The sequence below is a fragment of the Pigmentiphaga sp. CHJ604 genome (assembly GCF_036972535.1).
In the GTDB taxonomy this organism is placed as follows: domain Bacteria; phylum Pseudomonadota; class Gammaproteobacteria; order Burkholderiales; family Burkholderiaceae_B; genus Pigmentiphaga; species Pigmentiphaga daeguensis.
Map to the genome: position 1 here is coordinate 4,875,354 of NZ_CP136998.1, position 23,587 is coordinate 4,898,940.

At 68.8% G+C, this 23,587-nt stretch carries 25 protein-coding genes; 9 read left to right on the top strand and 16 right to left on the bottom strand.

What is annotated here, in order from left to right:
• Nucleotides 1-138 precede the first annotated feature (138 nt).
• From R4823_RS23380 to R4823_RS23415, 8 genes are all read right to left on the bottom strand, one after another.
• Nucleotides 139-1,095, bottom strand: a complete 957-nt coding sequence (locus R4823_RS23380) for a carbohydrate kinase family protein (RefSeq protein WP_087841761.1) — start codon at nucleotides 1,093-1,095, stop codon at nucleotides 139-141.
• Between the two features lie 5 nt (nucleotides 1,096-1,100).
• On the bottom strand, nucleotides 1,101-2,360 hold the full coding sequence (locus tag R4823_RS23385) for a DUF3426 domain-containing protein (RefSeq protein ID WP_338616239.1): 1,260 nt from the start codon (nucleotides 2,358-2,360) through the stop codon (nucleotides 1,101-1,103).
• 12 nt (nucleotides 2,361-2,372) lie between these two features.
• A complete protein-coding gene (gene prmA / locus R4823_RS23390; RefSeq protein WP_087841687.1) occupies nucleotides 2,373-3,266 on the bottom strand; it encodes a 50S ribosomal protein L11 methyltransferase in 894 nt (297 codons plus the stop codon).
• 15 nt (nucleotides 3,267-3,281) lie between these two features.
• The gene (gene accC / locus R4823_RS23395; protein ID WP_087841688.1) at nucleotides 3,282-4,631 is read right to left on the bottom strand and encodes an acetyl-CoA carboxylase biotin carboxylase subunit; all 1,350 of its coding nucleotides are present in this window, start codon (nucleotides 4,629-4,631) and stop codon (nucleotides 3,282-3,284) included.
• Between the two features lie 168 nt (nucleotides 4,632-4,799).
• Nucleotides 4,800-5,261 carry an acetyl-CoA carboxylase biotin carboxyl carrier protein gene (accB, locus tag R4823_RS23400; RefSeq protein ID WP_087841689.1) on the bottom strand — a complete coding sequence of 154 codons (462 nt, stop codon included), beginning with the start codon at nucleotides 5,259-5,261 and terminating at the stop codon, nucleotides 4,800-4,802.
• Between the two features lie 22 nt (nucleotides 5,262-5,283).
• Nucleotides 5,284-5,718: a type II 3-dehydroquinate dehydratase gene (gene aroQ, locus R4823_RS23405; protein ID WP_087841690.1), complete on the bottom strand. Its 435-nt coding sequence runs from the start codon at nucleotides 5,716-5,718 to the stop codon at nucleotides 5,284-5,286.
• Nucleotides 5,719-5,856: 138 nt separating this feature from the next.
• On the bottom strand, nucleotides 5,857-6,453 hold the full coding sequence (locus R4823_RS23410) for a TlpA disulfide reductase family protein (protein WP_087841691.1): 597 nt from the start codon (nucleotides 6,451-6,453) through the stop codon (nucleotides 5,857-5,859).
• Nucleotides 6,450-7,067 carry a hypothetical protein gene (locus R4823_RS23415; protein WP_087841692.1) on the bottom strand — a complete coding sequence of 206 codons (618 nt, stop codon included), beginning with the start codon at nucleotides 7,065-7,067 and terminating at the stop codon, nucleotides 6,450-6,452. The genes R4823_RS23410 and R4823_RS23415 overlap by 4 nt, the downstream gene beginning before the upstream one ends.
• A gap of 113 nt (nucleotides 7,068-7,180) precedes the next feature.
• Between R4823_RS23415 and mpl the strand changes: the two genes are divergently transcribed.
• The 3 genes from mpl to R4823_RS23430 are packed head-to-tail and all read left to right on the top strand — an operon-like array spanning nucleotide 7,181 to nucleotide 11,248.
• Entirely contained in the window at nucleotides 7,181-8,581 is a 1,401-nt protein-coding gene (mpl, locus tag R4823_RS23420) for a UDP-N-acetylmuramate:L-alanyl-gamma-D-glutamyl-meso-diaminopimelate ligase (RefSeq protein ID WP_338616243.1), read from the top strand.
• On the top strand, nucleotides 8,578-9,192 hold the full coding sequence (locus tag R4823_RS23425) for a YqiA/YcfP family alpha/beta fold hydrolase (RefSeq protein ID WP_087841694.1): 615 nt from the start codon (nucleotides 8,578-8,580) through the stop codon (nucleotides 9,190-9,192). The genes mpl and R4823_RS23425 overlap by 4 nt, the downstream gene beginning before the upstream one ends.
• A 7-nt stretch (nucleotides 9,193-9,199) precedes the next feature.
• A complete protein-coding gene (locus R4823_RS23430; RefSeq protein ID WP_087841695.1) occupies nucleotides 9,200-11,248 on the top strand; it encodes a ribonuclease catalytic domain-containing protein in 2,049 nt (682 codons plus the stop codon).
• A 36-nt stretch (nucleotides 11,249-11,284) separates the two neighbouring features.
• Here R4823_RS23430 and R4823_RS23435 read toward each other — a convergent pair whose 3' ends face one another.
• From R4823_RS23435 to R4823_RS23455, 5 genes are read right to left on the bottom strand one after another with little or no spacing between them, the layout of a single operon-like run.
• Complete coding sequence (locus R4823_RS23435) at nucleotides 11,285-11,938, bottom strand: GntR family transcriptional regulator (protein ID WP_087841696.1); 654 nt, start codon at nucleotides 11,936-11,938, stop codon at nucleotides 11,285-11,287.
• 30 nt (nucleotides 11,939-11,968) lie between these two features.
• The gene (locus tag R4823_RS23440; RefSeq protein WP_087841697.1) at nucleotides 11,969-12,385 is read right to left on the bottom strand and encodes a RidA family protein; all 417 of its coding nucleotides are present in this window, start codon (nucleotides 12,383-12,385) and stop codon (nucleotides 11,969-11,971) included.
• 21 nt (nucleotides 12,386-12,406) lie between these two features.
• A complete protein-coding gene (locus R4823_RS23445) occupies nucleotides 12,407-13,345 on the bottom strand; it encodes an alpha/beta hydrolase (protein ID WP_338616244.1) in 939 nt (312 codons plus the stop codon).
• The gene (locus R4823_RS23450) at nucleotides 13,332-14,552 is read right to left on the bottom strand and encodes an FAD-dependent oxidoreductase (protein ID WP_207958687.1); all 1,221 of its coding nucleotides are present in this window, start codon (nucleotides 14,550-14,552) and stop codon (nucleotides 13,332-13,334) included. Before R4823_RS23450 ends, R4823_RS23445 begins: the two co-directional genes overlap by 14 nt.
• A 15-nt stretch (nucleotides 14,553-14,567) precedes the next feature.
• A complete protein-coding gene (locus R4823_RS23455; RefSeq protein ID WP_087841699.1) occupies nucleotides 14,568-15,560 on the bottom strand; it encodes a tripartite tricarboxylate transporter substrate binding protein in 993 nt (330 codons plus the stop codon).
• Nucleotides 15,561-15,775: 215 nt separating this feature from the next.
• Between R4823_RS23455 and R4823_RS23460 the strand changes: the two genes are divergently transcribed.
• From R4823_RS23460 to mgtE, 6 genes are all read left to right on the top strand, one after another.
• On the top strand, nucleotides 15,776-16,183 hold the full coding sequence (locus R4823_RS23460) for a VOC family protein (RefSeq protein ID WP_087841700.1): 408 nt from the start codon (nucleotides 15,776-15,778) through the stop codon (nucleotides 16,181-16,183).
• A gap of 62 nt (nucleotides 16,184-16,245) precedes the next feature.
• A complete protein-coding gene (locus R4823_RS23465; protein ID WP_338616246.1) occupies nucleotides 16,246-17,196 on the top strand; it encodes a 2-hydroxyacid dehydrogenase in 951 nt (316 codons plus the stop codon).
• A gap of 17 nt (nucleotides 17,197-17,213) precedes the next feature.
• Entirely contained in the window at nucleotides 17,214-18,200 is a 987-nt protein-coding gene (locus R4823_RS23470; RefSeq protein WP_279815570.1) for a TonB family protein, read from the top strand.
• Nucleotides 18,200-19,039 carry a shikimate dehydrogenase gene (gene aroE / locus R4823_RS23475; RefSeq protein ID WP_338616248.1) on the top strand — a complete coding sequence of 280 codons (840 nt, stop codon included), beginning with the start codon at nucleotides 18,200-18,202 and terminating at the stop codon, nucleotides 19,037-19,039. The genes R4823_RS23470 and aroE overlap by 1 nt, the downstream gene beginning before the upstream one ends.
• 64 nt (nucleotides 19,040-19,103) lie before the next feature.
• Nucleotides 19,104-19,826 (top strand): monofunctional biosynthetic peptidoglycan transglycosylase, encoded by a 723-nt coding sequence (gene mtgA, locus R4823_RS23480; RefSeq protein ID WP_207958691.1) that lies wholly within the window; start codon nucleotides 19,104-19,106, stop codon nucleotides 19,824-19,826.
• A gap of 254 nt (nucleotides 19,827-20,080) precedes the next feature.
• Nucleotides 20,081-21,550: a magnesium transporter gene (gene mgtE / locus R4823_RS23485; protein WP_087841705.1), complete on the top strand. Its 1,470-nt coding sequence runs from the start codon at nucleotides 20,081-20,083 to the stop codon at nucleotides 21,548-21,550.
• A 4-nt stretch (nucleotides 21,551-21,554) separates the two neighbouring features.
• On the opposite strand, the gene R4823_RS23490 is transcribed toward mgtE, so the two are convergent.
• The 3 genes from R4823_RS23490 to R4823_RS23500 are packed head-to-tail and all read right to left on the bottom strand — an operon-like array spanning nucleotide 21,555 to nucleotide 23,584.
• A complete protein-coding gene (locus R4823_RS23490) occupies nucleotides 21,555-22,232 on the bottom strand; it encodes a 4-carboxy-4-hydroxy-2-oxoadipate aldolase/oxaloacetate decarboxylase (RefSeq protein WP_338616251.1) in 678 nt (225 codons plus the stop codon).
• Nucleotides 22,229-22,879, bottom strand: a complete 651-nt coding sequence (locus tag R4823_RS23495) for an RraA family protein (RefSeq protein ID WP_087841707.1) — start codon at nucleotides 22,877-22,879, stop codon at nucleotides 22,229-22,231. Before R4823_RS23495 ends, R4823_RS23490 begins: the two co-directional genes overlap by 4 nt.
• Nucleotides 22,880-22,915: 36 nt before the next feature.
• A complete protein-coding gene (locus R4823_RS23500) occupies nucleotides 22,916-23,584 on the bottom strand; it encodes an RraA family protein (protein ID WP_087841763.1) in 669 nt (222 codons plus the stop codon).
• Between the last annotated feature and the right edge of the window lie 3 nt (nucleotides 23,585-23,587).

The window sequence follows — 23,587 nt, forward strand, 5'->3', positions numbered from 1 at the left end:
AACGCCGCAGCGCCCTCTTCTTGGTATGAAACAAAGATCTTGGACTGGATTTATACCCTGTCGGTTCGCCCACCGGCCCTTGGGCGCCCGCCCCCGACCGGCCCAGGTTGTTTCAAACCATGACCACGGCGAATCGCATCAGCCTTGCGGCAGCGAAAGCCCGTAGCTGCGTTCCAGGCGCGACGAAATCTCCTCGCGGCTGATCTGGTGGTTCTGCGGGCCCCGGCAGGCGATCTTGATGGCGCCCATCAGGCTGGCCAGCTTGCAGCAGTCTTCCCAGCGCCATCCCACGGTCAGGCCGTACAGCAGCCCGGCGCGATAGGCATCCCCGCAACCGGTGGGGTCCACCACGGCCTCGGCCTTGACGGGATCGATGTGGATCTCCTGGCCGCCGGTCAGCAGCGTCGAGCCTTTCTCGCCCCGGGTCACGATGGCCGCCTGCAGGCCCGCGGCGATGTCCGCCATGCTGCGGCCCGTGCGCTGCTCGACCACATGGGCCTCGTAATCGTTGACGGTCAGCACCTGCGCCAGCGCCAGCATTTCCTCCAGGTCCTCGCCGTTGAACAGCGGCATGGCCTGCCCCAGGTCGAAGATGAAGGGGATGCCTTGCGCGTGCAGCCGCCGCGCATGGGCGAACATGCCGTCCTTCGCGTCGGGCGCGACGATGCCCCAGACGCCGGGCGCGCCGGTCAGGTCGTTGGTGGCCGCCGCCGACATGGCCCCGGGGTGGAATGCGGTGATCTGGTTGTCCGCCAGGTCGGTCGTGATGAAGCACTGCGCCGTGAAGGTGCCGGGTACGACCTTGACCCAGTCGACGTTGGTGCCTTGCTCGCGCATGCGGCGCAGGTAGTCGCCCGCGTCCTCGCCCACCGTGGCCACGGGCACGGGCGTGCCGCCCAGCAGCCGCATGTTGTAAGCGATGTTGCCGGCGCAGCCGCCGTACTCCTTGCGCATGGACGGCACGAGAAAGGACACGCTGAGCGCGTGCACCTGCTCCGGCAGGATGTGCTCCTGGAACTTGCCTTCGAACACCATGATCGTATCGAACGCAACGGAGCCGCAGATGATGACGGGAGCGGTTTCGGGATGGGCCATGGCGGTCACGGATAGAAGATGGCGACGCGGTAGCCGGTGGCATGGGCGTCGATGGTTTCGATGGGAATCCGCAGGACCCGCTCCTGGAGCGGTCCCAGCGGCTGGGCGAAATCCCGGGGCGACAGATAGACCGAGGGCAGCAGCACGCGGCGGGCGGCCACCGCGTCGGACAGGTCCATCAGCGACAGTTCGATGGCGGGCCAGGACTGCGGAAAGGTGGCGCGGTTGCGCAACACCATCCGCAGCGCCAGCTGGCGCGTCGGCAGCACGATGCCGGCGGACTCGCCCGGCACCGGCTCGGCCTCGTCGGCGATGGGGGGCGCAAATCCCGGCGACTCGGGCGACCAGGGCTCGACGGACGAGGACTCGATGACCAGCAGTTCGGGCGCGCGGGGATAGCCGACCGTGCACTGCCACCGCTGGCACAGCCGCTCCATGGCGGGACGGAGCATGGGCACGCGGGTCGCGATCTCGGCACGGAAGATCCAGGCCGCCTGGGCCAGCAGGACCAGTAGCGCGATCAGCGCGGCCAGGCCCCACAGCCACTGGGCACGCCGCCGGCGTTGCCGGGCCTCTTCGTCCAGGAAATCGGGCGCCTCGTCGCCGCGGGACTCCCGTTCGCGTGGGCGGGATTCGCCCACGATGGGAGCGTGTGCGTCTTCGGCGGAGTCAAGGGCAGGCGTCGTCGGGACGGCGACGGCGGCTCCGGCCTCCGCATCCGGCGGCTGGACCGGCGCACCGTCGGATGCCGTGGCCGGCGCGGCGCGGCGGGATCGCAGCACCGAAGGCAGGGCGCCATCGGCCGCCTCGTCCGTCAAGGCCGGCTTCGGCGAAGCGCCCGCGGCCGGAAAGGACTCGGCGCCCGGCGTTGCCTCGCGGTCCGGCACGCCGGCTTCGCCGGCGGCAACGGCCAGCGGCGAAGAGAACGAGGATGTGGGTTCGGGCGTAGGCGCCTGGCTGCCATCGTCTTGCATGGAAGCGACCAGGCCTTCTCCGCGCCGGCGCAGCACGTGCGGCTCGACCGGCGACTCGGGCGGGGAAGCCGGCGCCTCGGGCGAAGAGATTGGCGCCTCGGGCGGAAAGGCCGGTCCGGCGGCCACCGGGCGCGGCGCGCCGCCGGCCGGGTCCAGCTCGATCAGGCTCTGGCTGCTATCGAAGACTTCGTTGCAGACCCCGCACCGCACCCAGCCGCCACGCAGCTTGATCTGGTCCGGGGCCACCCGGAACGCCGTGGCGCACTGGGGGCAGCGAGTGGCGAGCGTCATGCCGGGCGTCCGTCAGGCGGGACGCTGCCCGTGCAGGCAGACCCAACCGTCCAGCGCGCGCCAGACCTTCATCTCGATCCATGGCGCATACGCCCGCGCGACTTCGTCGGCCTGCCGCTCGAGCACGCCCGACAGGATCAGGTCGCCGCCCGGCAACACGCGATCGCACAACATGGGCGCCAGCACCTTGAGCGGATTGGACAGGATGTTGGCCACCACGACGTCGGCGCGCCAGCCCTGGCGCACATCGGGCAGCCCGGTCAGCACCTCGACCCCGTTGGCCTGCGCATTGGCCTGGGCGGACTGGACCGCCTGCGGGTCGATGTCGATGCCCACGGTTTCGCCGGCGCCGAGCTTGCGCGCGGCGATCGCCAGGATGCCCGAACCGCAGCCGTAGTCCAGCACGCTGCGGCCAGCCCGCAGATTGGCGGCCAGCCAGGCCAGGCACAGATGCGTGGTGGGATGGCTGCCGGTGCCGAAGGCCAGGCCCGGATCGAGGCGGATGGAGATGGTGCCCGGGCGGTCCGGCACCTCGTGCCAGGTCGGCACGATCCAGATGCGGGCATCGACCTCGATGGGTTCGAACTGCGACTGGGTCAGGCGGACCCAGTCGGCATCCGGCACCTCGCGCAATTGCCAGGCAGGGGTGTCGTCGATGCCGCAGGCCGCGCAGGCAAGCGCCAGCAACTGGGCCGGATCCTCGCCGTCGGGCAGCAGCGCCACGACGCGATTGCGCGACCAGGCCTGGGTTTCCGGCTCGAGGCCGGGCTCACCGAACAAGGGCCGTTCGGCCTCGGTGCCGAAATCGGCATCCTCGACCGACACCGACAACACGCCCGCTTCCAGCAGCGCGTCGGACAGCGGCTCGGCCAATTGCTCGGGGCAGTCGAACACCAGTTCGCGCATACGGACTCGCTACCTTCAGTCCGGACGCTGGGACAGGCGATGCTCCAGATAATGGATGTTGGTTCCGCCTTCGATGAAGCGGGCATCCTGGAGCAGTTCGCGATGCAGCGCGATGTTGGTCGAAATGCCGTCGACCGCCATTTCCGACAGGGCGATGCGCATGCGCGCCAGCGCCTGGTCGCGCGTATCGCCATAGGCAATGACCTTGGCGATCATGGAGTCGTAGTTGGGCGGCACGAAATAGCCGTTGTAGACGTGCGAATCGACGCGGATGCCGGGGCCTCCGGGCACGTGCCAATTGGTGATGCGGCCCGGGCTGGGAGTGAAGCGGAACGGATCCTCGGCATTGATCCGGCATTCGATGGCATGGCCGCGGAACACGATGTCGCGCTGGCGCAGCCGCAGCTTCTCGCCGGCGGCGATGCGGATCTGCTCCTGCACCAGGTCCACGCCCGTGATCGCCTCGGTGACCGGGTGCTCGACCTGGATGCGGGTGTTCATTTCGATGAAATAGAACTCGCCGTTCTCGTACAGGAACTCGAACGTGCCCGCGCCGCGATAGCCGATCTTGCGGCAGGCGTCGGCGCAGCGGTCGCCGATGCGGTCGATCAGCCGGCGCGGAATGTGAGGCGCCGGCGCTTCCTCGATGATCTTCTGGTGGCGGCGCTGCATCGAGCAGTCCCGCTCGCCCAGCCAGATCGCGCCGCGCTGGCCGTCCGCCAGGACCTGGATCTCGACGTGGCGGGGGTTCTCGAGGAACTTCTCCATGTACACGTCGGGATTGTTGAACGCCGCCGCGGCCTCGGACCGCGTCATGGTCACGGCGTTGAGCAGCGCGGCCTCGGTATGGACCACGCGCATGCCGCGTCCGCCACCGCCGCCGGCGGCCTTGATGATGACCGGATAGCCGACCTTGCGGGCGATCTGGATGATTTCCTTCGGATCCTCGGGCAGCGCGCCGTCGGAACCGGGCACGACGGGGACGCCGGCCGCGATCATGGCCTGCTTGGCGCTGACCTTGTCGCCCATCATGCGGATGGACTCGGGCTTGGGGCCGATGAACACGAAACCGCTCTTCTCGACCCGCTCGGCGAAATCGGCATTCTCGGACAGGAAGCCATAGCCGGGATGGATGGCTTCGGCGTCGGTGACCTCGGCCGCCGAGATGATGGCCGGCATGTTCAGGTAGCTCTCGCGCGACGGCGCGGGCCCGATGCAGACCGACTCGTCGGCCAGCTTGACGTACTTCGCCTCGCGGTCGGCCTCGGAGTGCACGACCACGCTCTTGATCCCCAGCTCGCGGCAGGCGCGCTGGATGCGCAGGGCGATTTCCCCGCGATTCGCGATCAGGATCTTTTCAAACATGAACGAATGTCCTGAAAAAGTCGGACGGCTGGTCGGGGCGGCTTCCTCCGGCGGCGTCGCGGCGGACGATGCCTTGCCGGGACTGGCGCGCCGGTCCCGGCGCCCGACTGATAACACGGTGTGAAGCGCATCAACGGGCAGGGTGTCGATGCGCATGGTGTCGACCGGTCAGCCGATCACGAACAGGGGTTGGCCGTATTCGACCGGCTGGCCGTTCTCGACCAGGATTTCCTTGATGGTACCGGCCTTGTCGGCCTCGATCTCGTTGAGCAGCTTCATGGCCTCGATGATGCACAGCGGGTCGCCTTCCTTGACCGCCTGGCCGACGTCGACGAATGCCGCGGCGCCGGGATTGGGCGCGCGATAGAAGGTGCCGACCATGGGCGACTTGACGACGTGGCCCTGGGCCACGACGGGCGCCGGGGCGGGCGCGGCTTCGGCTGCCGGGGCCGGCGCGGGGGCGGCCTGCGGCATGACCTGGTAGGCCTGGACCGCGGGCGCGGCGGCGAGCTGGCCGCCTTGCGCGAACTTGACGATGCGCACCTTGCCTTCGCCTTCGGTGATCTCCAGCTCGGCGATGCCGGATTCGGCAACCAGATCGATCAAGGTTTTCAGTTTTCTAAGATCCATGGGGCTTCCCCAGTAATTTTCTTCAATGCGACAGCGCGTAGCGCACGGCCGCTTCATAGCCATCGGCGCCCAGCCCGGCGATCACGCCAACGGCCAGGTCGGAGAAATACGAACGGTGCCTGAAGGCTTCCCGCTTGTGCACGTTCGACAAATGGACTTCGATGAACGGCACCGCCACCGCCGCGAGCGCATCCCTGACCGCCACGCTGGTGTGCGTGTAGGCCGCCGGATTGATCACGATGAAATCGACGCCTTCGCCCGCGGCCGCCTGGATGCGGTCGACCAGCGCACCTTCATGGTTGCTCTGGAACGAGGCGAGCGACGCGCCGTGCTGCTGCGCCAGGGCCTGCAGCCGTGCATCGATGTCGGCCAGTGTCGTCGCACCATAGATACCGGGCTCGCGCGTGCCGAGCAGATTCAGATTCGGGCCGTGCAGAACCAGGATGCGATGGGCCATATGCCTGCGATGCGATACGGAAGGGCGCGATTTTTACGCAAAACACGCCATATTGTCTATCAATTGTAACGAATTCGACGATTCTGCCATGTCGGGACCATCCCACCCCCCGGGGATGTCCCGGGTGTAGGGACGCCTTCAGGCGGGCCTGAGCACGCCCCGCAACGTATCGGGCTTGATCCGGCCGGAATACTGATGGATTACCGCCCCTTTTTCGTCGATCACTACCGTGTACGGCAGTCCGCCGCTGGCATTGCCCAGCTCGCGGGCCAGTTCCGTACCGACGTTGCCGGCGATCAGCAAAGGATAACCTACGGGCACTTTTTCAACGAATTTCCGCATGTTGGCGGCCGAATCGATGCCGATCCCGACAAACTGCGCGGTATTGGCGAATTCCTGGTGCAGCATGTCCAGTTCCGGCATCTCGTCCACGCAGGGCGGGCACCAGGTCGCCCAGAAATTCACCACCAGGCGCCGTCCCCGCCATTGCTGGAACGGATAGGAACGGCCGTCGAGCCCTTCCAGGGTCTGCGCGTACAGGATGTTCACCGCCCGGTCGGACGCCGCGGTCGGCGCCAGGCGCCACCAGGCCACGCCGCCGCCCACCAGGGCCGCCGCCAGGCCGGTGCCGCCGTACACCAGCAGCCGGCGGCGGGAAGATCCGCTCGCCGTACTCCCCTGCTGTCGCGCGCCGTCCTCCCCGCGGGAGGCCGCGCCCCCTTTGGGCGCGCTCATGCCGTTTGCCCCTGCATCCGCCCCTCGACGTCGTCCAGCAGCCGCGCCACGGCCCGCGCGTCGCCGCGCTCGGCGCGGCCGTCGGGGCCGGGCTTCAAGGCGCCGCGCAGCGCCAGGCCATCATAGATGCTCAACATGACGCCTTCCTTCTGCCAGAGGAAGTACAGGGCCTCGACCTTGCCGCGGCCGCGGAAATCCGGGCGTTCGCCCACTTCGTACTTGATGCCATGGTTCAGGAGAAATATCTCGACTTCCTTGGATGAGTCGGCGAAGCACTGCAGGGCGATGTCGGAATGCTCGCCGGCGGTGCCGTTCCAGACAGGACCGACCAGATAGGGCTGGAATCGTTCCAGCAGGTCCATGACCGACAGCGCCACCCGCCGCAGCCTGGCCAGGCGCGCGGGCTGGGTATCCCCCATGAACAGGGCCTGATATTCGCGGACCTCGTTCTCTATTTCGTCATTGTCCGGCAGCACGTCGCCGCGGGGCAGGCTGCCGGCCCCCACCAGTTGCTTGACCGCCTTGCGCTTGGCGGTGCTGTAGTCCAGCCCGTCCTCGGCGATCATCCGGGCCGCGGCGGCGGCGATTTCCTGGCGCAAAGAAGAAAACGACATGATTGCTCCGAGGAGGTGACCCCGACATCATACTTCGTCCCCGGCCCGGCCCCGCGACGGCCCGGACCGGCCCGGGCGTCTACAATCCATACCCCGACCGGAAGCAGGCAACCATGCATCTACACATACTCGGCATCTGCGGCACCTTCATGGGCGGCCTGGCGCTGATCGCGCGGGCGGCCGGGCACCGCGTCACCGGCTGCGACGCCGGCGTCTACCCGCCCATGAGCACCCAGCTCATGGAACAAGGCACAGAACTGATCGAGGGTTTCGATGCCGGCCAGACGGCGCTCGCGCCGGACCTGTTCGTGGTCGGCAACGTGGTAAGCCGCGGCAACCCGCTGATGGAAGCCATCCTGAACGAAGGCCTGCCCTACACGTCCGGCCCGCAGTGGCTGGGCGAACATGTCCTGCCCGGCCACCACGTGCTGGCCGTGGCCGGCACGCACGGCAAGACGACGACCACCTCGATGCTGGCCTGGATCCTGGAGTCGGCCGGGCTGCAGCCGTCCTTCCTGGTGGGCGGCGTGCCGCAGGACTTCGGCGTGTCGGCGCGCCTCTCGCCTGGCCGGGGCACAGGGCGGCCGGTGTTCGCGATCGAGGCCGACGAGTACGACACGGCCTTCTTCGACAAGCGCTCGAAGTTCGTCCACTACCGGCCCCGCACCGCCATCCTGAACAACCTGGAATACGATCACGCCGACATCTTCCCCGATCTGGCCGCGATCGAAACCCAATTCCATCACCTGGTCCGGACCATTCCCGGCCAGGGGCGGATCGTCGCGCCCACCCGCACGCCCGCCATCGACCGCGTGCTGGCGCGCGGATGCTGGTCGGAAACCGTCACGTTCGGCGCCGAAGGCGACTGGCAGGCGGGACCGGAGGACGCATCGGGCGCCTTCGAAGTCATCCACCGCGGCACGTCCGCAGGCCGCGTGGCCTGGACGCTGAGCGGCGAGCACAACCGGATGAATGCCCTGGCGGCGATCGCGGCGGCCGAGCACGTGGGCGTGGTCCCGGCGGACGCCGTGGCGGCCCTGAGCCGCTTCGCCGGGGTCAAGCGCCGCATGGAGCTGCGCGGCACCGTGGACGGCGTGCGGGTCTACGACGACTTCGCCCACCACCCCACCGCCATCGCCACCACCCTGGCGGGCCTGCGCGCCCGGGTCCCGGGCGAGCGCATCCTGGCCGTCCTGGAACCCCGCTCGAACACCATGAAGCTGGGCGCCATGAAGGCGCAGCTTCCCGGCTCGCTGCAGGACGCCGACCTGGTGTTCTGCTTCGGCGCGCAGGACGGCAAGCACGCGCTGGGCTGGGACCCGGCCGAGGCCCTGGCCCCGCTGGGCGCCCGGGCCAGCGGCTGGTCGGACCTGTCCGCCATGGTCGCGGCCATCGCGGCCGCGGCGCGGCCCGGCGACCACGTGGTGGTGATGAGCAACGGCGGCTTCGGCGGCGTGCACGACAAACTGCTGCGGGCGCTGCGCGAGCGTGCCCCCGGTACCGGCTCGGCATGATGCTGCTCTACCTGCACGGGTTCCGTTCCTCTCCTGCCTCGGCCAAGGCGCGGCAGTTGGCGCAGGCCATGGCCGAGCGCGGCCGCCGGCGCGAATGGGCCTGCCCGCAGTTGCCGGCCAGCCCGCGCGAGGCCATGGAGCTGGCCGAGCCGCTGGCGCGCGACATGCAGCGGCATGCGCGCGCGAACGGCGGCGAACTGACCCTGGTGGGCTCCTCGCTGGGCGGCTACTACGCGACCTGGCTGGCCGAACGGCTGGGCTGCCGCGCCGCCCTGCTCAATCCCGTCGTCCACGGCGCGCGCGACCTCGCCACGCAGGTGGGCGAACACCTGTCCTACCACGACGGCCAGCCCTTCAGCTTCACCGCCGGCCACGTGGACGAGTTGCGCGCCTACGCCGTCGCGCGCATCACCCGCCCCTGCCGCTACTATCTATTGGCGGCCACCGGCGACGAAGTGCTGGACTGGCGCGAGATGCGCGACCACTACGCGGGCGCGTGGCAGCACATCATCGAAGGCGGCGACCACGGCATCTCCGATTTCGAGCATTACCTGCCCGGCGTCCTGGCTTTCGCCGACGCCGCGGCAGACGACGAATCCATCCCAGGGTAAACACACGATGCATGTCCTCTACGAGGATGACGGCGGGTTCAAGGCCGCCACTGTCCTGAGCGAAACCGACACCAGCCTGCAGGTCGAGGCGGCCAGCGGCAAGCGCAGCAAGATCAAGAAATCCGCGGTCATCGTGCGTTTCGAGCAGCCGTCGCCCGAGGCCCTGCTGAAGGAGGCCGACGCGGCCTCGCAGGACCTGGACCTGGAATTCCTGTGGGAATGCGCGCCCAAGGACGACTTCGACATCCCGGTGCTGGCCGAGGAATACTACGGCCACGCGCCCACCCCGGTGGAGCAGACCGCCATGCTGCTGCGCGTGCACGGCGCGCCGGTCTATTTCCATCGCCGCGGCAAGGGGAAGTACCGTCCCGCCCCGCCCGACATCCTGGCGGCCGCGCTGGCGGCCCTGGAAAAAAAGAAGCGCCAGGCCGAACAGCAGCAAGCCTGGGTGGACGAGATCAAGGCCGGCACCCTGCCCGAGCCGCTGGCCCGGCAGGCCGAGACCCTGCTGTTCAAGCCCGACAAAAACACCCTGGAATGGAAGGCGCTGGACGCCGCCTGCACCCAGTTGCAGATGCGCCCCGAACGGCTGCTGATGAACCTGGGCGCCTTCCCCAGCGCGATCGCCATCCACAAGCGCCGCTTCTACGCGCAGCATTTTCCGCGCGGCACGGGCTTCGCCCCGGCCGAGGTGCCCGCCATCGCCCGCGACCTGCCGCTGGCCGACGTCGAAGCCTATTCGGTGGACGACATCACGACCACCGAGATCGACGATGCGCTATCGGTGCAGGCGCTGGACGACGGCACGCTCCGGGTCGGCATCCACATCGCCGTCCCGGCCCTGGCCGTCACGCGCGACAGTGACCTGGACGCGCTGGCGCGCGCGCGCATGTCGACGGTCTACATGCCGGGCGCCAAGATCCCGATGCAGCCCGACGAGGTGATCGCCGCGTTCTCGCTGGACGCCGGCCGGCCCGTGCCCGCCCTGTCGCTGTACGTCGTGGCCCATCCCGACACCGGCGAGATCCTGTCTCACGAATCGCGCATCGAGCGCATCGTCGTGCGCGAAAACCTGCGCCACAACACGCTGGACGACCTGATCGGCGAGGAACAGCTGGACGACCCCGCCGCCGAGCTGCCCTACGGCCACGTCTTCCGCCCGCTGTGGCGGCTGGCCAAGGCCCTGTCCCGGCGCCGCGACGAAGTCCGCGGCAAGCCCGAGTCGAACAACCGGGTCGATTTCAGCTTCTACGTGGACGGCGACCCCGACCACCCCGAATCGGCGCACGTGCGCATCGAGCAGCGCAAGCGCAACGCGCCGCTGGACCGGCTGGTGGCCGAATACATGATCCTGGCCAACAACCTCTGGGGCGGACTGCTGTCGTCGTGCGGCGTGCCGGGCATCTACCGCTCGCAGCAGATGGGCCGGGTACGGATGGGAACGGCCGCGGCGCCCCACGATTCCATAGGCGTGCCGCAATACGCCTGGTGCACCTCGCCGCTGCGGCGCTATGTGGACCTGGTCAACCAGGGCCAGTTGATCGCCGCCATCGAGCACGGCGTGTCGGCGCGCCTGGTCGCCCCCTTCAAGCCCCGCGAAGCCGACCTGTACGCCGTCATCAGCGCCTTCGAGGCCAAGTACGGCGCCTATGCCGACTTCCAGCAGGCCATGGAACGCTTCTGGTGCCTGCGCTGGATCAAGCAGCAGGGCCTGCGCCGCATCGAGGCCGTGGTCCTGCGCGAAGAGCTGGTCAGGCTCAAGGACGCGCCCTTCTATACACGCGTGGGTACCCTGCCGGAGCTGGAGCGCGGCCGCCACGTGCTGCTGGAAATCATGGGCGACGACGAACTCGACCTGAGCCTGGACTGCCGCTTCCTGGACGTGGTGGATGCGCAGGGGGGCGCCGAGGACATCGAGGACGAGCCGACGGCCGAAACCGCGGTGGAGATCGCCGAGACGGATGCGGCGGACGGCCCCGATCCCACGGACCAGCGCCTGGACGACGCCGGCGCCCCCGCCCCGGGCGACGGACCGAAGCCGGAAGAAGGGGCCTGAGCCGGCTTGCGACGGTCGCCTGCCGGCCCCGCAGGCTCAGGCGTCCTCGTCCTGGCGCGAGCGGATCAGCCGCAATACGTGGTTGCTGAGGCGCGCATGGTGGCTGCGCATGGCGTTGTACGCCCCTTCGGGGTCGCCGCCCAGGATGGCCTTGACGATGGGCTCGTGCTCGTCGTGCGACACCGACAGCCGGTCGTTCACGTGGGCCTGGGCCTGGCGGAACGGCGCCAGCCGCTCGCGCAGGTCGGCCACCATCGAGGCCAGCACCTCGTTGTGGGCGCCGGCCAGGATATGGGCGTGGAACTGGCGGTTGTTGTTCAGATAGCCGGCGACGTCCTCGTTCCGGGCGAACTCGGCGCTCTGCTCGTAGATGAACTCGAGCTCTTTCTTTTCCATCGCCGTCATGCATTCGGCGGCGCGCCGCGCGCACAGCGCTTCCAGCTCGCAGTCGGCCTCCAGCAGCTTGGCCAGTTCCTTGACCCCGATGGAAGCGACCACCACGCCCCGGCGCGGCATCACCTCCACCAGCCCCCGGCTGCCCAGTTCGCGCAAGGCCTCGCGGATGGGCGTACGGGACACGTTGAATTTCTCGGCCAGCGACCGCTCCTCGAGCTTGGTGCCCGGCGGATAGGTGCCGTCGATGATTTGTTCAGCCAGCTGCTTGGAGATCTTGGAGGAAATCGTGGACATGACTACCCGATAGGTCTGTAACGCATGCGGTCACGGCCGGGGCCGGCATGCCACCACCTTCATCTCGACGATCATGTCGGGACGCGGAAGCTCGCTGACCGCCACCGTGGTGCGGGTGGGGCCGCCTGCATCGAAATACTCGCCGTAGACGGCATTGTATTTCGGGAAATCCTTCATATCGGTCAGAAATACCAGGATGTCGATGCAGTCGGCCAGGGTCGCGCCGGCCTCGGCCAGCGTCGCCCGCACGTTCTCGATCACCACCCGGGTCTGGACCTCGATGTCGCGGGTCACGCTGCCGTCGGCATGGCGGGTGGTACCGGCGATGGAGCCGTCGGGCAGCCGGGCGCTGATGCCGGACAGGTAGATGCTGTCACCCATGGTCTTGTAGTGGGGATACTTGCCCAGCGGCTGGGCACGGGTGGCCAGCGTGGCGGAGTCACTCATGGAAACCTCTAAATGGGAAGCTCAGGCAATGCTGCGGAAGAAGTCCAGGATCTCGCGGCCCAGCGTTTCCTCGCCGCTGTCGAAATGGGCGACGATGGACGTATGGTTGTGCCGCATCATCTGCACGAAACGCGGGACGTAGCCGCGCGCGCGGGCCACGCGCTGGCAGAACTCCAGCCCGTACAGGTCCAGGTAGGGATTCTCGTATTGCGCGATGGCGATCATCACCGGCAGGTCCGACTCGGCGGCGTACGCCATGGGCGAGTCGGCCTCGTGGCTGGCCGGATCGGTGCCGAAGTAGGCCTCGACCGCCCTGGCGTTGGGATTGCCCGGCAGCGTGTCGGCCCGCAGCCGCGCGCTGACCAGCACCGCGCCCAGCACGCCGGGATCGGGCCGATAGCCCCGGCGCGGATCGAAGCAATAGGTGGCCACGTGCGTGCCGCCCGCCGAGTGTCCGATCAGGAACATGCGGCGCGGATTGCCGCCATGGGCGGACACGTGCCCGGCCAGCCAGCGCACGGCGGCGGCCACGTCGTCGGCGCCGCCGGGGAACGGCGCCTCGCCCGCCAGGCGGTATTCCATGTTGACCGCCACCATGCCCTGGCGCGCGAACCAGTACGACACATTGTCGTAGATATGGCCATTGGCGCTCTTGGACCCGCGAATGAAGGCGCCGCCGTGCACGAAGACCACGACGTCGGCATCGCGCGCGCCGTCGGGCGTGAAGATGTCCAGCACCTGGCGCGCGCTGTCCCCGTAGGGCAGATTGCGCGCGACGGTCATCCCGTCCTTGGGCGCCGCCGCCACCAGCGGCGAGTACAGCTTGACGACCAGGTCGCGGAAGCGATTGATGTCGGTGCCCCAGATGGGGCCGGCGCGCTCGAGTTCGGCGGCCTGCTCGGGCGGCAGGCTGCCCAGCGTGCGGGTGGGATCGATCATGGTGTCCTCAGGTGATGGCATTGGCGGTTTCCAGGCTCTCCAGCAGCGAGGCGCGGCGCATGTACTGCCGCGCGCCGGCCGGATCGTCCGCGATGCGCGCCAGCTCTTCGAATTTCTTCTGGCGGCTGGCCTCGTCTTTTTCTTCCAGCATTTTCTTGTTGGCGATGGTCTGCGCCTGCACGAAGGCCACCGCGGCATGGCGCCGCTGGCGGCTGTACTGGTCCAGCAGGGCGTCGTCCCCGCCTCTCAGCACCGCGCCCAGCTTGCCGGCCAGGTTGATGGCGTCGTGGATGCCGCCGTTCATGCCCATGCCGCCGATGGGATTGTTGACGTGCGCCGCATCGCCGGCCAGCAGAAGGCGGCCGCGCCGGAAGGTCTGCGCCACGCGCTGGTTCACGCCGTACACGTTGCAGTAGGCCACTTCGTAGCGCCCGGCCTTGGGGAAGAACTTCTGCAGCCTGGCCTCGACGCCCCGTTCGCTCAGCGCCTCTTCCTCGGACTCGTCCACGCGGGTCGGGAAAATGGCGCGCCACAGCCCTTCCCCGGCCTCGCCCCGGACCTTGAACAGGTTGCACCACTCGTCCGGGTCCGAAAAATAGTTGCGATAGGCGTAGTCGGGATGGGCTTTCTGGAAATCGAAGCTGGTCGCGATCTTGATGAAACGTTCCTGGTAGGTGAAGCCTTCGAACGGGATGCCGGCGGCCTTGCGCACGGTGCTGCGCCCGCCGTCCGCGCCGATCAGGTAGGCGCCGCGATAGCGCCGGATGCCGTCGGGCCCCCGGACCGAGATCTCGACCTGATCGGCATGCTGCTCGATCTGTTCGACCGCATGCCCGTAGCGTACGTCGAAATCCGACTCGTCGGCATATTGCTGCGCGATGTCCCCCGTCAGCTTGTACTGTTCGTATTGCAGCACGAAGGGGAAGCGGAAGACGTCCGCCATCCCGCGCAGGTCGAACTCCGCGATCAGTTTCCCGCTGACCCGGTCGCGGTACTGGTAGGTCTCGGAAACCAGGCCGCGCGGCACGATGGTCCGGGTCACGTCCAGCTCGTCCAGCATCTCCAGCGTGGTCGGGTGGATGGACGCGGCGCGCTGGTCCTTGACCGGGCCGGGCTCCTGCTCGAACACTGTCACCGGTATGCCCTGCCGGTTCAGCGCCAGCGCGCACACCATGCCGACGGGGCCGGCCCCGACGATGAGAACGCGCTGCTTGTCTGCTTGCATCATGATCCTCCTCCTGGATTATTCGGGTTTGATGCCGGCCATCTCGATCATCGGTTTCCACACTTCGATGTCGCGGCGGATGCGCCGGGCGAACTGCTCCTTGGCCTCGGGCAGCGGGGTGATGCCGGCGTCCTCGAGCTTCTTGCGGAAGACGGGATCGGCAAGCGCCGCCAGGACCGCGCCGGAGATCCGGTCCACGGCTTGCGCCGGCATGCCCGCCGGCCCCAGCAGCCCGTTCCAGGTCTCGACCTCGGGAATGCCGGGCACCGATTCGGCCAGGGCCGGGACATCCGGCAGCTGCTTGACGCGGTTCTTGCTGGACACGCCCAGCAACCGGACGCGCGCGTCGCGGGCATAGGGCACGACCTCGGACAGGTTGCCGGAATACATGTCGATCTGTCCGGCCACCACGTCGCCCAGCGCCAGCGACGCCCCCTTGTACGGCACTTCCACCACGTCGATGCCCGTGTACTTGGCGAAGACCAGCGCCGAGAGATGCGTCAGCCCGCCCACGCCGGCGTTCCCCATGTTGAGCTTGCCGGGATGCTTCTTGGCATAGGCGATCAACTCCTGCACGTCCCGCGCCGGCACGCGCGCATTGACCGTGATCACGAACGGATTGCCGCCCACGTTGGCGATGGGCACGAAGTCCTTCACCGGGTCGTAGCGGATCTTGTTGGTGAACGGCGCCGTGGAAATCTGCGTAAGCGTGCCCATGAATAGCGTGTAGCCGTCGGCCGGCGATCGCGCCACGTACTCCGCCGCGATCAGGCCCGCCGCACCGGCCTTGTTGTCGACCACCACCGGCACGTGCAAGGCCTTGGCAAGCTGCTCGCCGATCAGCCGCGCCATCAGGTCGGTGTTGCCGCCCGGTGCGTAGGGCACCACGATGGTGATGGGCCGCACCGGCCAGGAATCCGCGGCCGCGCCGGCCGTCCATGCCACCCCCGATGCCGCCATGGCCAGGGCCACGGCCCCCGCCTTCATGCAAGACCTGCGTTGCTTGTTCATTCCGAGCTCCAGATTTGGTGGGGTAGCCCACGACGCGCTCACCCGAGGCGCCGGGCCACACGGAGACATCCGATGCAACTTACATGCCAAATCGATTACAGGTATCCAAAAAAACTACAACAAAAATCCTTTATTAATTTTGGTATACCTGTAATATAGAATGGAACACCAAAAGATGGGAAGCCCCATCAGCCCTTGAACGACCAGGAGCACTCATGGAAAAACTCAGGCACATCGCTCTCTCGGTGGAAGATCCCGAAGCCGCGGCCCAATTCTTCGAGAAGGCCTTCGGCATGACCCGGGCCGGCAAGGCCATGCGGGGCATCTACATGACGGACGGCGTCATGAACGTGGCGCTGCTGAACTTCGCCAACGAGACCGTGCCCGGCTATGCGGGCCTGAAGGATGTGCGCGGCGTGATCCACTTCGGCATGTGGGTCGACGACCTGGAAGCCGCCGAGAAGCGCATCACCGAAGCCGGCGGCACCTACCTGACCGGCCGCAAGGAAACCGACCCCAACGTGTTTTATGAGGTCAAATACCGGATGCCGGACGGCACGGTCTTCGACATCACGGAAAATGGCTGGAAGGGCGCCGTGAAGGAGGTCAAGCCGGCCGCCTGAAACGGTCCGGCCCGTGCGCCGTGTCCCGCGCGGCGCATCCCCATTCCAGGAAACAACCACCCATGACCCGCCACGTCCTGTCCATCATTCCCCTGCCGCCCGCGCTGCGCGACGGTATCGCGCGGCACTACCGCCTGCACGAGAGCGCGCCGGACTTCGGCGCCACCGCCGTCGCCGACGTCGAAGCGGTGGTCACCAACGGCTCGACCGGCCTGACCGCCGCCCAGATGGACAGGCTGCCGCGCCTGCGGGTGATCTGCTCCATGGGCGCGGGTACCGAAAACATCGACATCGCCGACGCCCATGCCCGGGGCATCGTGGTCACCAACGCCCCCGGCGCCAATGCCGCCACGGTGGCCGACCATGCGATAGGCCTGGCCCTCGCGCTGGCGCGGGGCCTGCGGACCTTGAGCAACCGGCTGGCCCGCGGCGAAGCCTGGACGTCCCTGCGCGCCCCCCGCGCCAGCCTGAACAAGTCCCGGGTGGGCATCATCGGCCTGGGCCAGATCGGCCGCATGGTCGCCGAACGCGCCGCCGCCTGCGGCGCCGACATCGGCTACCACAACCCTTCCCCCAAGCCGGGCGCGCCCGGCACCTACTACGCCGACCCGCTCGAACTCGCCCGCAACAGCGACTTCCTGTTCGCCTGCTGCCCCGGCGGGCCGCGCACGCGCCACCTGCTGAACCGCGAAATGTTCCAGGCCCTGGGGCCGGGCGGCGTCGTCATCAACGTCGCGCGCGGATCGGTGCTCAAGACCGACGACCTGCTGGAGGCGCTGCGCGCCGGGCAACTGGCCGGGGCCGGCCTGGACGTGCTCGAGGAAGAACCCGAGCCGCCCGCCGCGCTGCTGGCCGAACTGGCGGGCATGGACAACGTCGTGCTGACGCCCCACATCTCGGGCCGATCGCCCGCCGCCATCCTGGTGCAGCTCGACATGATGCTCGAAAGCCTGGAAGACGGCCTGTCCGGCCGCCCGCCGCGCTATGCCGTGCGGCCATCCGCCCCCGCCTGACGCTTTACAATCGCGGGGTGTCGCATCCCCCCGCTCCCCCCCTTCCCCCTGACGGCAAGCCCGCGGCCTCCGGCCCCCGGCCTTCTTCCACGCAGGATCCGCCGGCGCGCCGGCTCCGGCGCGCCGGCGCGCGCGTCCTCGGTCAACTGGCCGAGGACTGGACCACCCGGCCCGACCGGCGCTACCTGATGAGTGCGCTGGCGATCTCGCTGTTCGCCCACCTCATCCTGTTCGCCCTGCACTTCACCGCGCCCGGGCCCACGCGCCCCGAACGCGACGACGGGCTGGAAGTGGTGCTGCTCAACGCCGGCACCGGCCACGCCCCGGCCCAGGCCCAATTGCGGGCGCAGGTCGCCAGCGATGGCGGCGGCGATGCCGCCGCCGGGCATGCCAAGGCGCCGGTGCCGCACTCGGCCGCCAGCCGCGACGGCAAGCTGCTGGCCGAACTGCAGCAGCGCCAGGCCGCGCTGGAAGCCGAGCAGCGCCGCCTGGCCGCCTCGCTGTCGCGCGACCACGGCCAGGCGCCCACGCCTCCCGGTCCGCTGGGCGCGCCCGCCCCCGAACGCAACCCCACCCAGGTACGGGCCGAACAGCTCGCCCGCCAATTCGCCGAGATCTCCCAGCGCGTCGACGACTACAACAAGCGCCCGCGCCGGCACTTCTTCGCCCCGTCCACCTCGGAATACCGCTTCGCGGTGTATGTCGAGCAGTGGCGGCAGCGGGTCGAGACGCTGGGCAACCAGAACTACCCGGCGGCGGCCCGCGGCAAGGTATACGGCTCCCTGCGCATGACGGTATATATACGCAGCGACGGCACCGTCGAACGCATGGACATCGACAAGCCGTCGGAACATAAAATACTCAACGATGCGGCCAGGCGCATCGTCGCGCTGGCCACGCCGTTCGCCCCGTTCCCGCCCCAGATCGCGCGCGACACCGACGTGCTGGCCATCACGCGCACCTGGTACTTCACCAACGACAAGCTACTCGCGAAACCCGGCTGATGTCCTCCGCTCCCACCCGCTACGCCGTCATCGGCAATCCCGTCGCCCATAGCAAATCGCCCTGGATACACGCGCGGTTCGCCGAGCAGACCGGCCAGGACCTCACCTACGAGGCCATCTGCGCGCCCGTCGACGACTTCCCCGCCCAGGTGGCCGGCTTTTTCGCCGCGGGCGGCGGCGGGTTGAACGTCACCGTCCCCTTCAAGCTGCAGGCCTTCGAGCTGGCCCGCGCCCAGCTGAGCCCCCGCGCCATGGCGGCCGGGGCGGTCAACACCCTGTGGATGGCCGACGGACGGCTGCACGGCTGCAACACCGACGGCGTCGGCCTGATCGCCGACCTGCGGCGGCTGGGCGCCCGCCTGGCCGGCGCGCGGGTGCTGCTGGCCGGGGCCGGCGGCGCCGCGCGCGGCATCCTGCTGCCGCTGATCGAGGCCGGCTGTGCCCGCATCGACATCGCCAACCGCACCGCGGCCCGCGCCGAGGAACTGGCGGCCTCGTTCCCCGCCGGCCAGGCCACGCTGCGGGGAAGCGGCTATGCCGACCTGCCGGCCGGCGGCGGCTGGGACCTCGTGATCAACGCCACCGCCAGCAGCCTGGACGATGAAGCCCCCCCTCTGCCGGCTGGCGCCTACGCCGCGGGCGCGATGGCCTACGACCTGATGTACGCCGCCCGCCCCACCGCCTTCCTGCGCCAGGCCATGGCCGACGGCGCCTCGGCCACCGCCGACGGCCTGGGCATGCTGGTCGGCCAGGCGGCCGAGAGCTTCCACATCTGGCGCGGCGTGCGGCCCGATCCGGCGCCGGTGCTGGCCGCCCTGCGCAAGCTGCTTTCCGCCTGACATGCCTCCCCGCCGCCCCGCGCGCCCCGTCCGCCGCCGCTCGCTTGCCGCCCGCGTCGCGGGCATGGCCATGCGCCTGGTACTGGCCGCGGTGGCGCTGGTGCTGCTGTACCAGGTCTGGCTGTTCGGCTGGGTGCTCTGGTATGCCTACATGCCGCCGGGCTCGACCTCGATCATGCGCAGCGAACTCGCGCGGCTGCAGGAGCGCGATCCCCACCGGCGCCTGAACTACCAGTGGGTGGACTACGGCCGCATCAGCAACAACCTCAAGCGCGCCGCCGTGGCCGCCGAAGACGCCAATTTCCTGGAACATGGCGGCATAGACTGGAACGCCGTCGAAAAGGCCTACGACCACAACCGCCAACTGGCCGAAGCGACCGAACGCGCGATGGCTCGCGGCCGCAAGCCGCCTTCGCGGCCCATGCGCGGCGGCTCCACCATCACCCAGCAGGTCGCCAAGAACCTGTTCCTGTCCAACTCCCGCAACTACCTGCGCAAGGGCCAGGAAGTGGTCATCACCTACATGATCGAGCTGGTCATGACCAAGCAGCGCATCCTGGAGCTGTACCTGAACATCGCCGAATGGGGCGAAGGCGTCTTCGGCGCCGAGGCCGCGGCCCGCCACTATTTCAATACCTCGGCCGCCAACCTGTCGTCCTACCAGGCCGCGCGGCTGGCCTCCATGCTGCCCCGGCCCCGGTTCTACGACAAGAACCGGGGCTCGGCCTACCTCGCCTCGCGCACTGACCGCCTGCTGCGCTGGATGCCAGGCGCGGCCATTCCGTGACTCAATTGCAACCAAACTCGCCAACCGGCGGGGCAATGCGGCCGAATGTCATGTGGCGCGCGTACAATTGCGGCGTCGTCAACTTCGCAGTGCATGCGTGCTGCTTTTCCGGTATGGCCTCACAGCCACGACCTAGACCCTTACTACCAGCCGGCCTTTTGTTCCCCGGCCTCCGTTCGAGCCCCATCTGAGTCCGCCCGCGTCAGGCGCCAGACCCAAGGCCCGTGCGGGGCCGTCTTGTGTTTTCCCGCGCGATGGTCGAACAAGCAACCCAACTCAAATCGCTCGAGCGCAACCGGCTCGAGCCCGAAGATGCCCAGGAAGCCCTGGAGCATGTCCAGGAACTGCTGCGACGCCAGCACCTGGTCGAAGAACTGGTCCACCGGCAGGAAGCCGGCGATACCCGCGCCCCGCTGGTCGAGGCCCTGGTCCATCGCCAGCATGACGCCGAACTCGGCGCGCTGCTCGAGGACCTGCATCCGGCCGATATCGCCTTCATCCTCGAATCCTTGCCCAAGGAAGACCGGCAGGCAGTCTGGCAACTGGTCCGTCCCGAGCGCGCCGGCGAGATCCTGCTGGAGGTCGCCGACTGGGTCCGCGAGTCGCTCATCTCGACCATGGACCAGGAGGAACTGGTCGCCGCGACCGAGAACCTCGAGGCCGACGAGCTGGCCGACCTGGCCCCCGACCTGCCGCCCGAGGTGGTGGCCGAGGTCCAGAAGGGCCTGACCGACGAGGAGCGCGCCCGCCTGACCGAGGTCATGAGCTACCCCGAGGATTCGGTCGGGGCCATCATGGACTTCGAGATGGTCCGCGTGCGCAACGACGTCACGCTGGAAGTGGTGCTGCGCTACCTGCGGCGCCTGCAGGAACTGCCCGACCACACCGACCAGATCTTCGTGGTCGACCGGCACGACAAGCTGATGGGCAGCCTGGCCATCAACCGCCTCATCGTCAGCGACCCCGATACGCAGGTGGCCGACGTGATGGAAACCGAGATCCTGACCCTGGCGCCGCTGGACGAGGCCGACGAGGCCGCCGCCGCGTTCGAGCGCTACGACCTGGTGTCGGCGCCGGTGGTGGACGCCGTGGGCCGCCTGATCGGGCGCGTGACCGTGAACGAGGTGGTGGACGTGATCCGCGAGGCCTCGGACGAGCAGGCGCTGTCCAAGGCCGGCCTGCAGGAAGAAGACATCTTCGCCCCCATCCCGCAGGCCATCCGCAACCGCGCGCCCTGGCTGCTGGTCAACCTGTGCACCGCCTCGACCGCCGCCTTCGTCGCCTCGCGCTTCGAGGACACCGTGGGCCACATCGTCATCCTGGCCTTCCTCATGTCCATCGTCGCCGGCATAGGCGGCAACTCCGGCAACCAGACCATGACCCTGATCATCCGGGCTCTGGCCGTGGGCCGCATCAACTCGGCCAACGTCGGCAAGCTGGTGCGCCGCGAGCTGGAAATCGCGCTGGTGGTGGGCCTGGGCGGCGGCGCGGTCGCCGCCCTGTTCGCCTGGGCGATCTCCGGCCGCTACTCGCTCGGCCTCGTCATGATGGCCGCCATGGTCCTGAACCTGCTGGTCGGCGCCTGCATAGGCATGCTGGTCCCCCTGACCCGCAGCCGCTTCGGCAAGGACCCGGCCATCGGCTCCTCGGTCCTGCTGACCTTCGCGACCGACACCATGGGGTTCTTCATCTTCCTGGGCCTGGCGACGCTGTTCCTCCTATAGCCGGTCACCGGTTCCAGTTATAGATGTCCAGGGAGTTTTCACCTGCCGCCAGGCGCTCGATGATGCGGGCCTCATCCTCCTCGCGCTGGCGGGCCTTGGCCAGGACCTCGTCGATGCGGGCGCGGGGAATGGCGACCACGCCGTCGGTATCGCCCACGATCAGGTCGCCCGGCTGCACGGTGACGTCGCCGAACAGCGTCGGCGCGTTGATCCAGCCGCGCGCATCGAAGTCCTTGCCCGTGCCCCGTATGCACAGGCCGCGCGCGAAGACGGGAAAGCCGAAGCGCTCCAGGATGGCGCCGTCGCGCACGCAGCCGTCGATGACCAGCCCCGCCAGGCCGCGGGCGCGAGCCGCCTGCGACATGACCTCGCCCCAATAGCCCGCCTCGTAGTGGCCGCCGACGTGCACCACCAGCACGTCGCCCGGCTGCGCGGCGACGATGGCGCGATGCAGCCACAGGTTGTCGGCCGGCGGCGACTGTACCGTCACGGCGGCACCGCAGATGCGGAACGAGGGATGCACCGGCTTGATCGCCGACGGCAGCGCGCCGATCTTGCCGGCCGCCTCGTGCAGCGTCGAACTGGGCAGCGCCGCGGCCTCCTCCAGCTGGGCCGGGCTGGGCCGCTCGATATCCACCGTGACGGTGGGCAGCGACATGAACGGGAAACGGCTCTGGCTCATTTCTTCCTCGTTTGCAGGGTGTGATAGCCGAACTCGCGCCGCGCCTCGTCCAGGCGCATGCCGCCCCGCACCGCCTCGCGGATGCGGTCTTCGACCATCGCGATCTCCTCGGCCGCCGCCAGCACGGCTTCCTCGTGCGCCTGCGGCACCGCGACCAGCCCGTCGGCGTCGCCGCGCAGCAGGTCGCCCGGCGCGACACGGGCGTTGCCGATATTGACCGGCACATTGGTGGCCTCGACCTGCACGCGGTCCTTGCCGGTGCGCATCCAGTGGTCGCGGCTGAAGACCGGGTAGCCCAGGTCCATGCACAGCGACACGTCGCGGCAGATGCCGTCGATCACGGTGCCGCCCAGCTTCCGGCGGTGGGCGATCTCGGTCATGATGTCGCCCCACACGGTGCAATCCACCCGTCCGCCATTGTCCAGCACGACGACGTGGCCGTCGGGCACGTCGTCGATGAAATCGCCCACCGTGCCCGGCGGCGTGGAAGCGGGGCCATACAGGATGGTGAAGGCGCGTCCCGCCAGGCGGAAACCGGCGGTGCGGGGCTTGATGCCGTGGCACTGGCCCTGGATGCCCAGCCGGTCCAGCGCATCGCTCAGCGTGGCGGTATCCAGCCTGGCGATGCGTTCTACGTTCTTGTCCATGTCGTCTCCGGTCGTTCGTCGTTGCGCCGCCCCGTTTCAGCGGGCCAGCATGTTCTCGTAGTTGGCGCCCATCACGTCGGTGATGCGCTGGCCGGCCATCAGCGCGCGCGCCATGGCGGCCTCGCGCGCGGCGATCTCCTCGGCCACGCGCAGCACGGCCTCGGCCTGCTCGGCGGGTATGAACACCGCGCCGCTGCTGTCGGCGACCGCGTAGTCGCCGGCCTGGACGGTCACGTCGCCGATCCGCACGGGTACGTTGGTACCCGCCTCGGCCACGCGGCCGCGCGCGGTGAACGCGGTGGTGGCGCGCGCATAGATGGGGAAGTCGTACTCGTGCGCCTCGTCCGCATCGCGTACCGGACCGTCGGCGATCACGCCCGCCAGGCCGCGCAGCTTCGCGCCCAGCGACAGGATGCCGCCCCACGATCCCGCGTCCACGCCCGTGCGCTGTTCGACGACGACGATATCCCCGGGCTCGGCCGCTTCGATGGCGGTGGTGCCCAGGTGCCGGGGCGGCCCGTCGTGGCGGGGCGCCTGCGACGCCTCGACCAGCTTGAGCGTCACCACCCGCCCGGCAATGCGGCGGCTCGCGGCGCGCCTGGGCAGGCCCGTCACCGTCCCTTTCAAGCCCAGCTTGTCCAGCGCATCCGAAAAGGCGCAGCTGTCGATGCGCTGCATGCGCCGCACGATGTCCTTGCTATCCATGTC

What these genes read in the sequence shown, in the direction of transcription:
- R4823_RS23465 (WP_338616246.1), top strand. Translation starts at nt 16,246, where the DNA reads ATGACCCGCCACGTCCTGTCCATCATTCCCCTGCCGCCCGCGCTGCGC.
- R4823_RS23415 (WP_087841692.1), bottom strand. Translation starts at nt 7,067, where the DNA reads ATGTCGTTTTCTTCTTTGCGCCAGGAAATCGCCGCCGCCGCGGCCCGG.
- mgtE (WP_087841705.1), top strand. Translation starts at nt 20,081, where the DNA reads ATGGTCGAACAAGCAACCCAACTCAAATCGCTCGAGCGCAACCGGCTC.
- aroE (WP_338616248.1), top strand. Translation starts at nt 18,200, where the DNA reads ATGTCCTCCGCTCCCACCCGCTACGCCGTCATCGGCAATCCCGTCGCC.
- aroQ (WP_087841690.1), bottom strand. Translation starts at nt 5,718, where the DNA reads ATGGCCCATCGCATCCTGGTTCTGCACGGCCCGAATCTGAATCTGCTC.
- R4823_RS23410 (WP_087841691.1), bottom strand. Translation starts at nt 6,453, where the DNA reads ATGAGCGCGCCCAAAGGGGGCGCGGCCTCCCGCGGGGAGGACGGCGCG.
- R4823_RS23425 (WP_087841694.1), top strand. Translation starts at nt 8,578, where the DNA reads ATGATGCTGCTCTACCTGCACGGGTTCCGTTCCTCTCCTGCCTCGGCC.
- R4823_RS23380 (WP_087841761.1), bottom strand. Translation starts at nt 1,095, where the DNA reads ATGGCCCATCCCGAAACCGCTCCCGTCATCATCTGCGGCTCCGTTGCG.
- R4823_RS23450 (WP_207958687.1), bottom strand. Translation starts at nt 14,552, where the DNA reads ATGATGCAAGCAGACAAGCAGCGCGTTCTCATCGTCGGGGCCGGCCCC.
- R4823_RS23455 (WP_087841699.1), bottom strand. Translation starts at nt 15,560, where the DNA reads ATGAACAAGCAACGCAGGTCTTGCATGAAGGCGGGGGCCGTGGCCCTG.
- accC (WP_087841688.1), bottom strand. Translation starts at nt 4,631, where the DNA reads ATGTTTGAAAAGATCCTGATCGCGAATCGCGGGGAAATCGCCCTGCGC.
- R4823_RS23445 (WP_338616244.1), bottom strand. Translation starts at nt 13,345, where the DNA reads ATGCCATCACCTGAGGACACCATGATCGATCCCACCCGCACGCTGGGC.
- R4823_RS23490 (WP_338616251.1), bottom strand. Translation starts at nt 22,232, where the DNA reads ATGAGCCAGAGCCGTTTCCCGTTCATGTCGCTGCCCACCGTCACGGTG.
- R4823_RS23435 (WP_087841696.1), bottom strand. Translation starts at nt 11,938, where the DNA reads ATGTCCACGATTTCCTCCAAGATCTCCAAGCAGCTGGCTGAACAAATC.
- R4823_RS23500 (WP_087841763.1), bottom strand. Translation starts at nt 23,584, where the DNA reads ATGGATAGCAAGGACATCGTGCGGCGCATGCAGCGCATCGACAGCTGC.
- R4823_RS23460 (WP_087841700.1), top strand. Translation starts at nt 15,776, where the DNA reads ATGGAAAAACTCAGGCACATCGCTCTCTCGGTGGAAGATCCCGAAGCC.
- R4823_RS23385 (WP_338616239.1), bottom strand. Translation starts at nt 2,360, where the DNA reads ATGACGCTCGCCACTCGCTGCCCCCAGTGCGCCACGGCGTTCCGGGTG.
- R4823_RS23430 (WP_087841695.1), top strand. Translation starts at nt 9,200, where the DNA reads ATGCATGTCCTCTACGAGGATGACGGCGGGTTCAAGGCCGCCACTGTC.
- mpl (WP_338616243.1), top strand. Translation starts at nt 7,181, where the DNA reads ATGCATCTACACATACTCGGCATCTGCGGCACCTTCATGGGCGGCCTG.
- R4823_RS23495 (WP_087841707.1), bottom strand. Translation starts at nt 22,879, where the DNA reads ATGGACAAGAACGTAGAACGCATCGCCAGGCTGGATACCGCCACGCTG.
- accB (WP_087841689.1), bottom strand. Translation starts at nt 5,261, where the DNA reads ATGGATCTTAGAAAACTGAAAACCTTGATCGATCTGGTTGCCGAATCC.
- R4823_RS23440 (WP_087841697.1), bottom strand. Translation starts at nt 12,385, where the DNA reads ATGAGTGACTCCGCCACGCTGGCCACCCGTGCCCAGCCGCTGGGCAAG.
- prmA (WP_087841687.1), bottom strand. Translation starts at nt 3,266, where the DNA reads ATGCGCGAACTGGTGTTCGACTGCCCCGAGCAATTGGCCGAGCCGCTG.
- mtgA (WP_207958691.1), top strand. Translation starts at nt 19,104, where the DNA reads ATGGCCATGCGCCTGGTACTGGCCGCGGTGGCGCTGGTGCTGCTGTAC.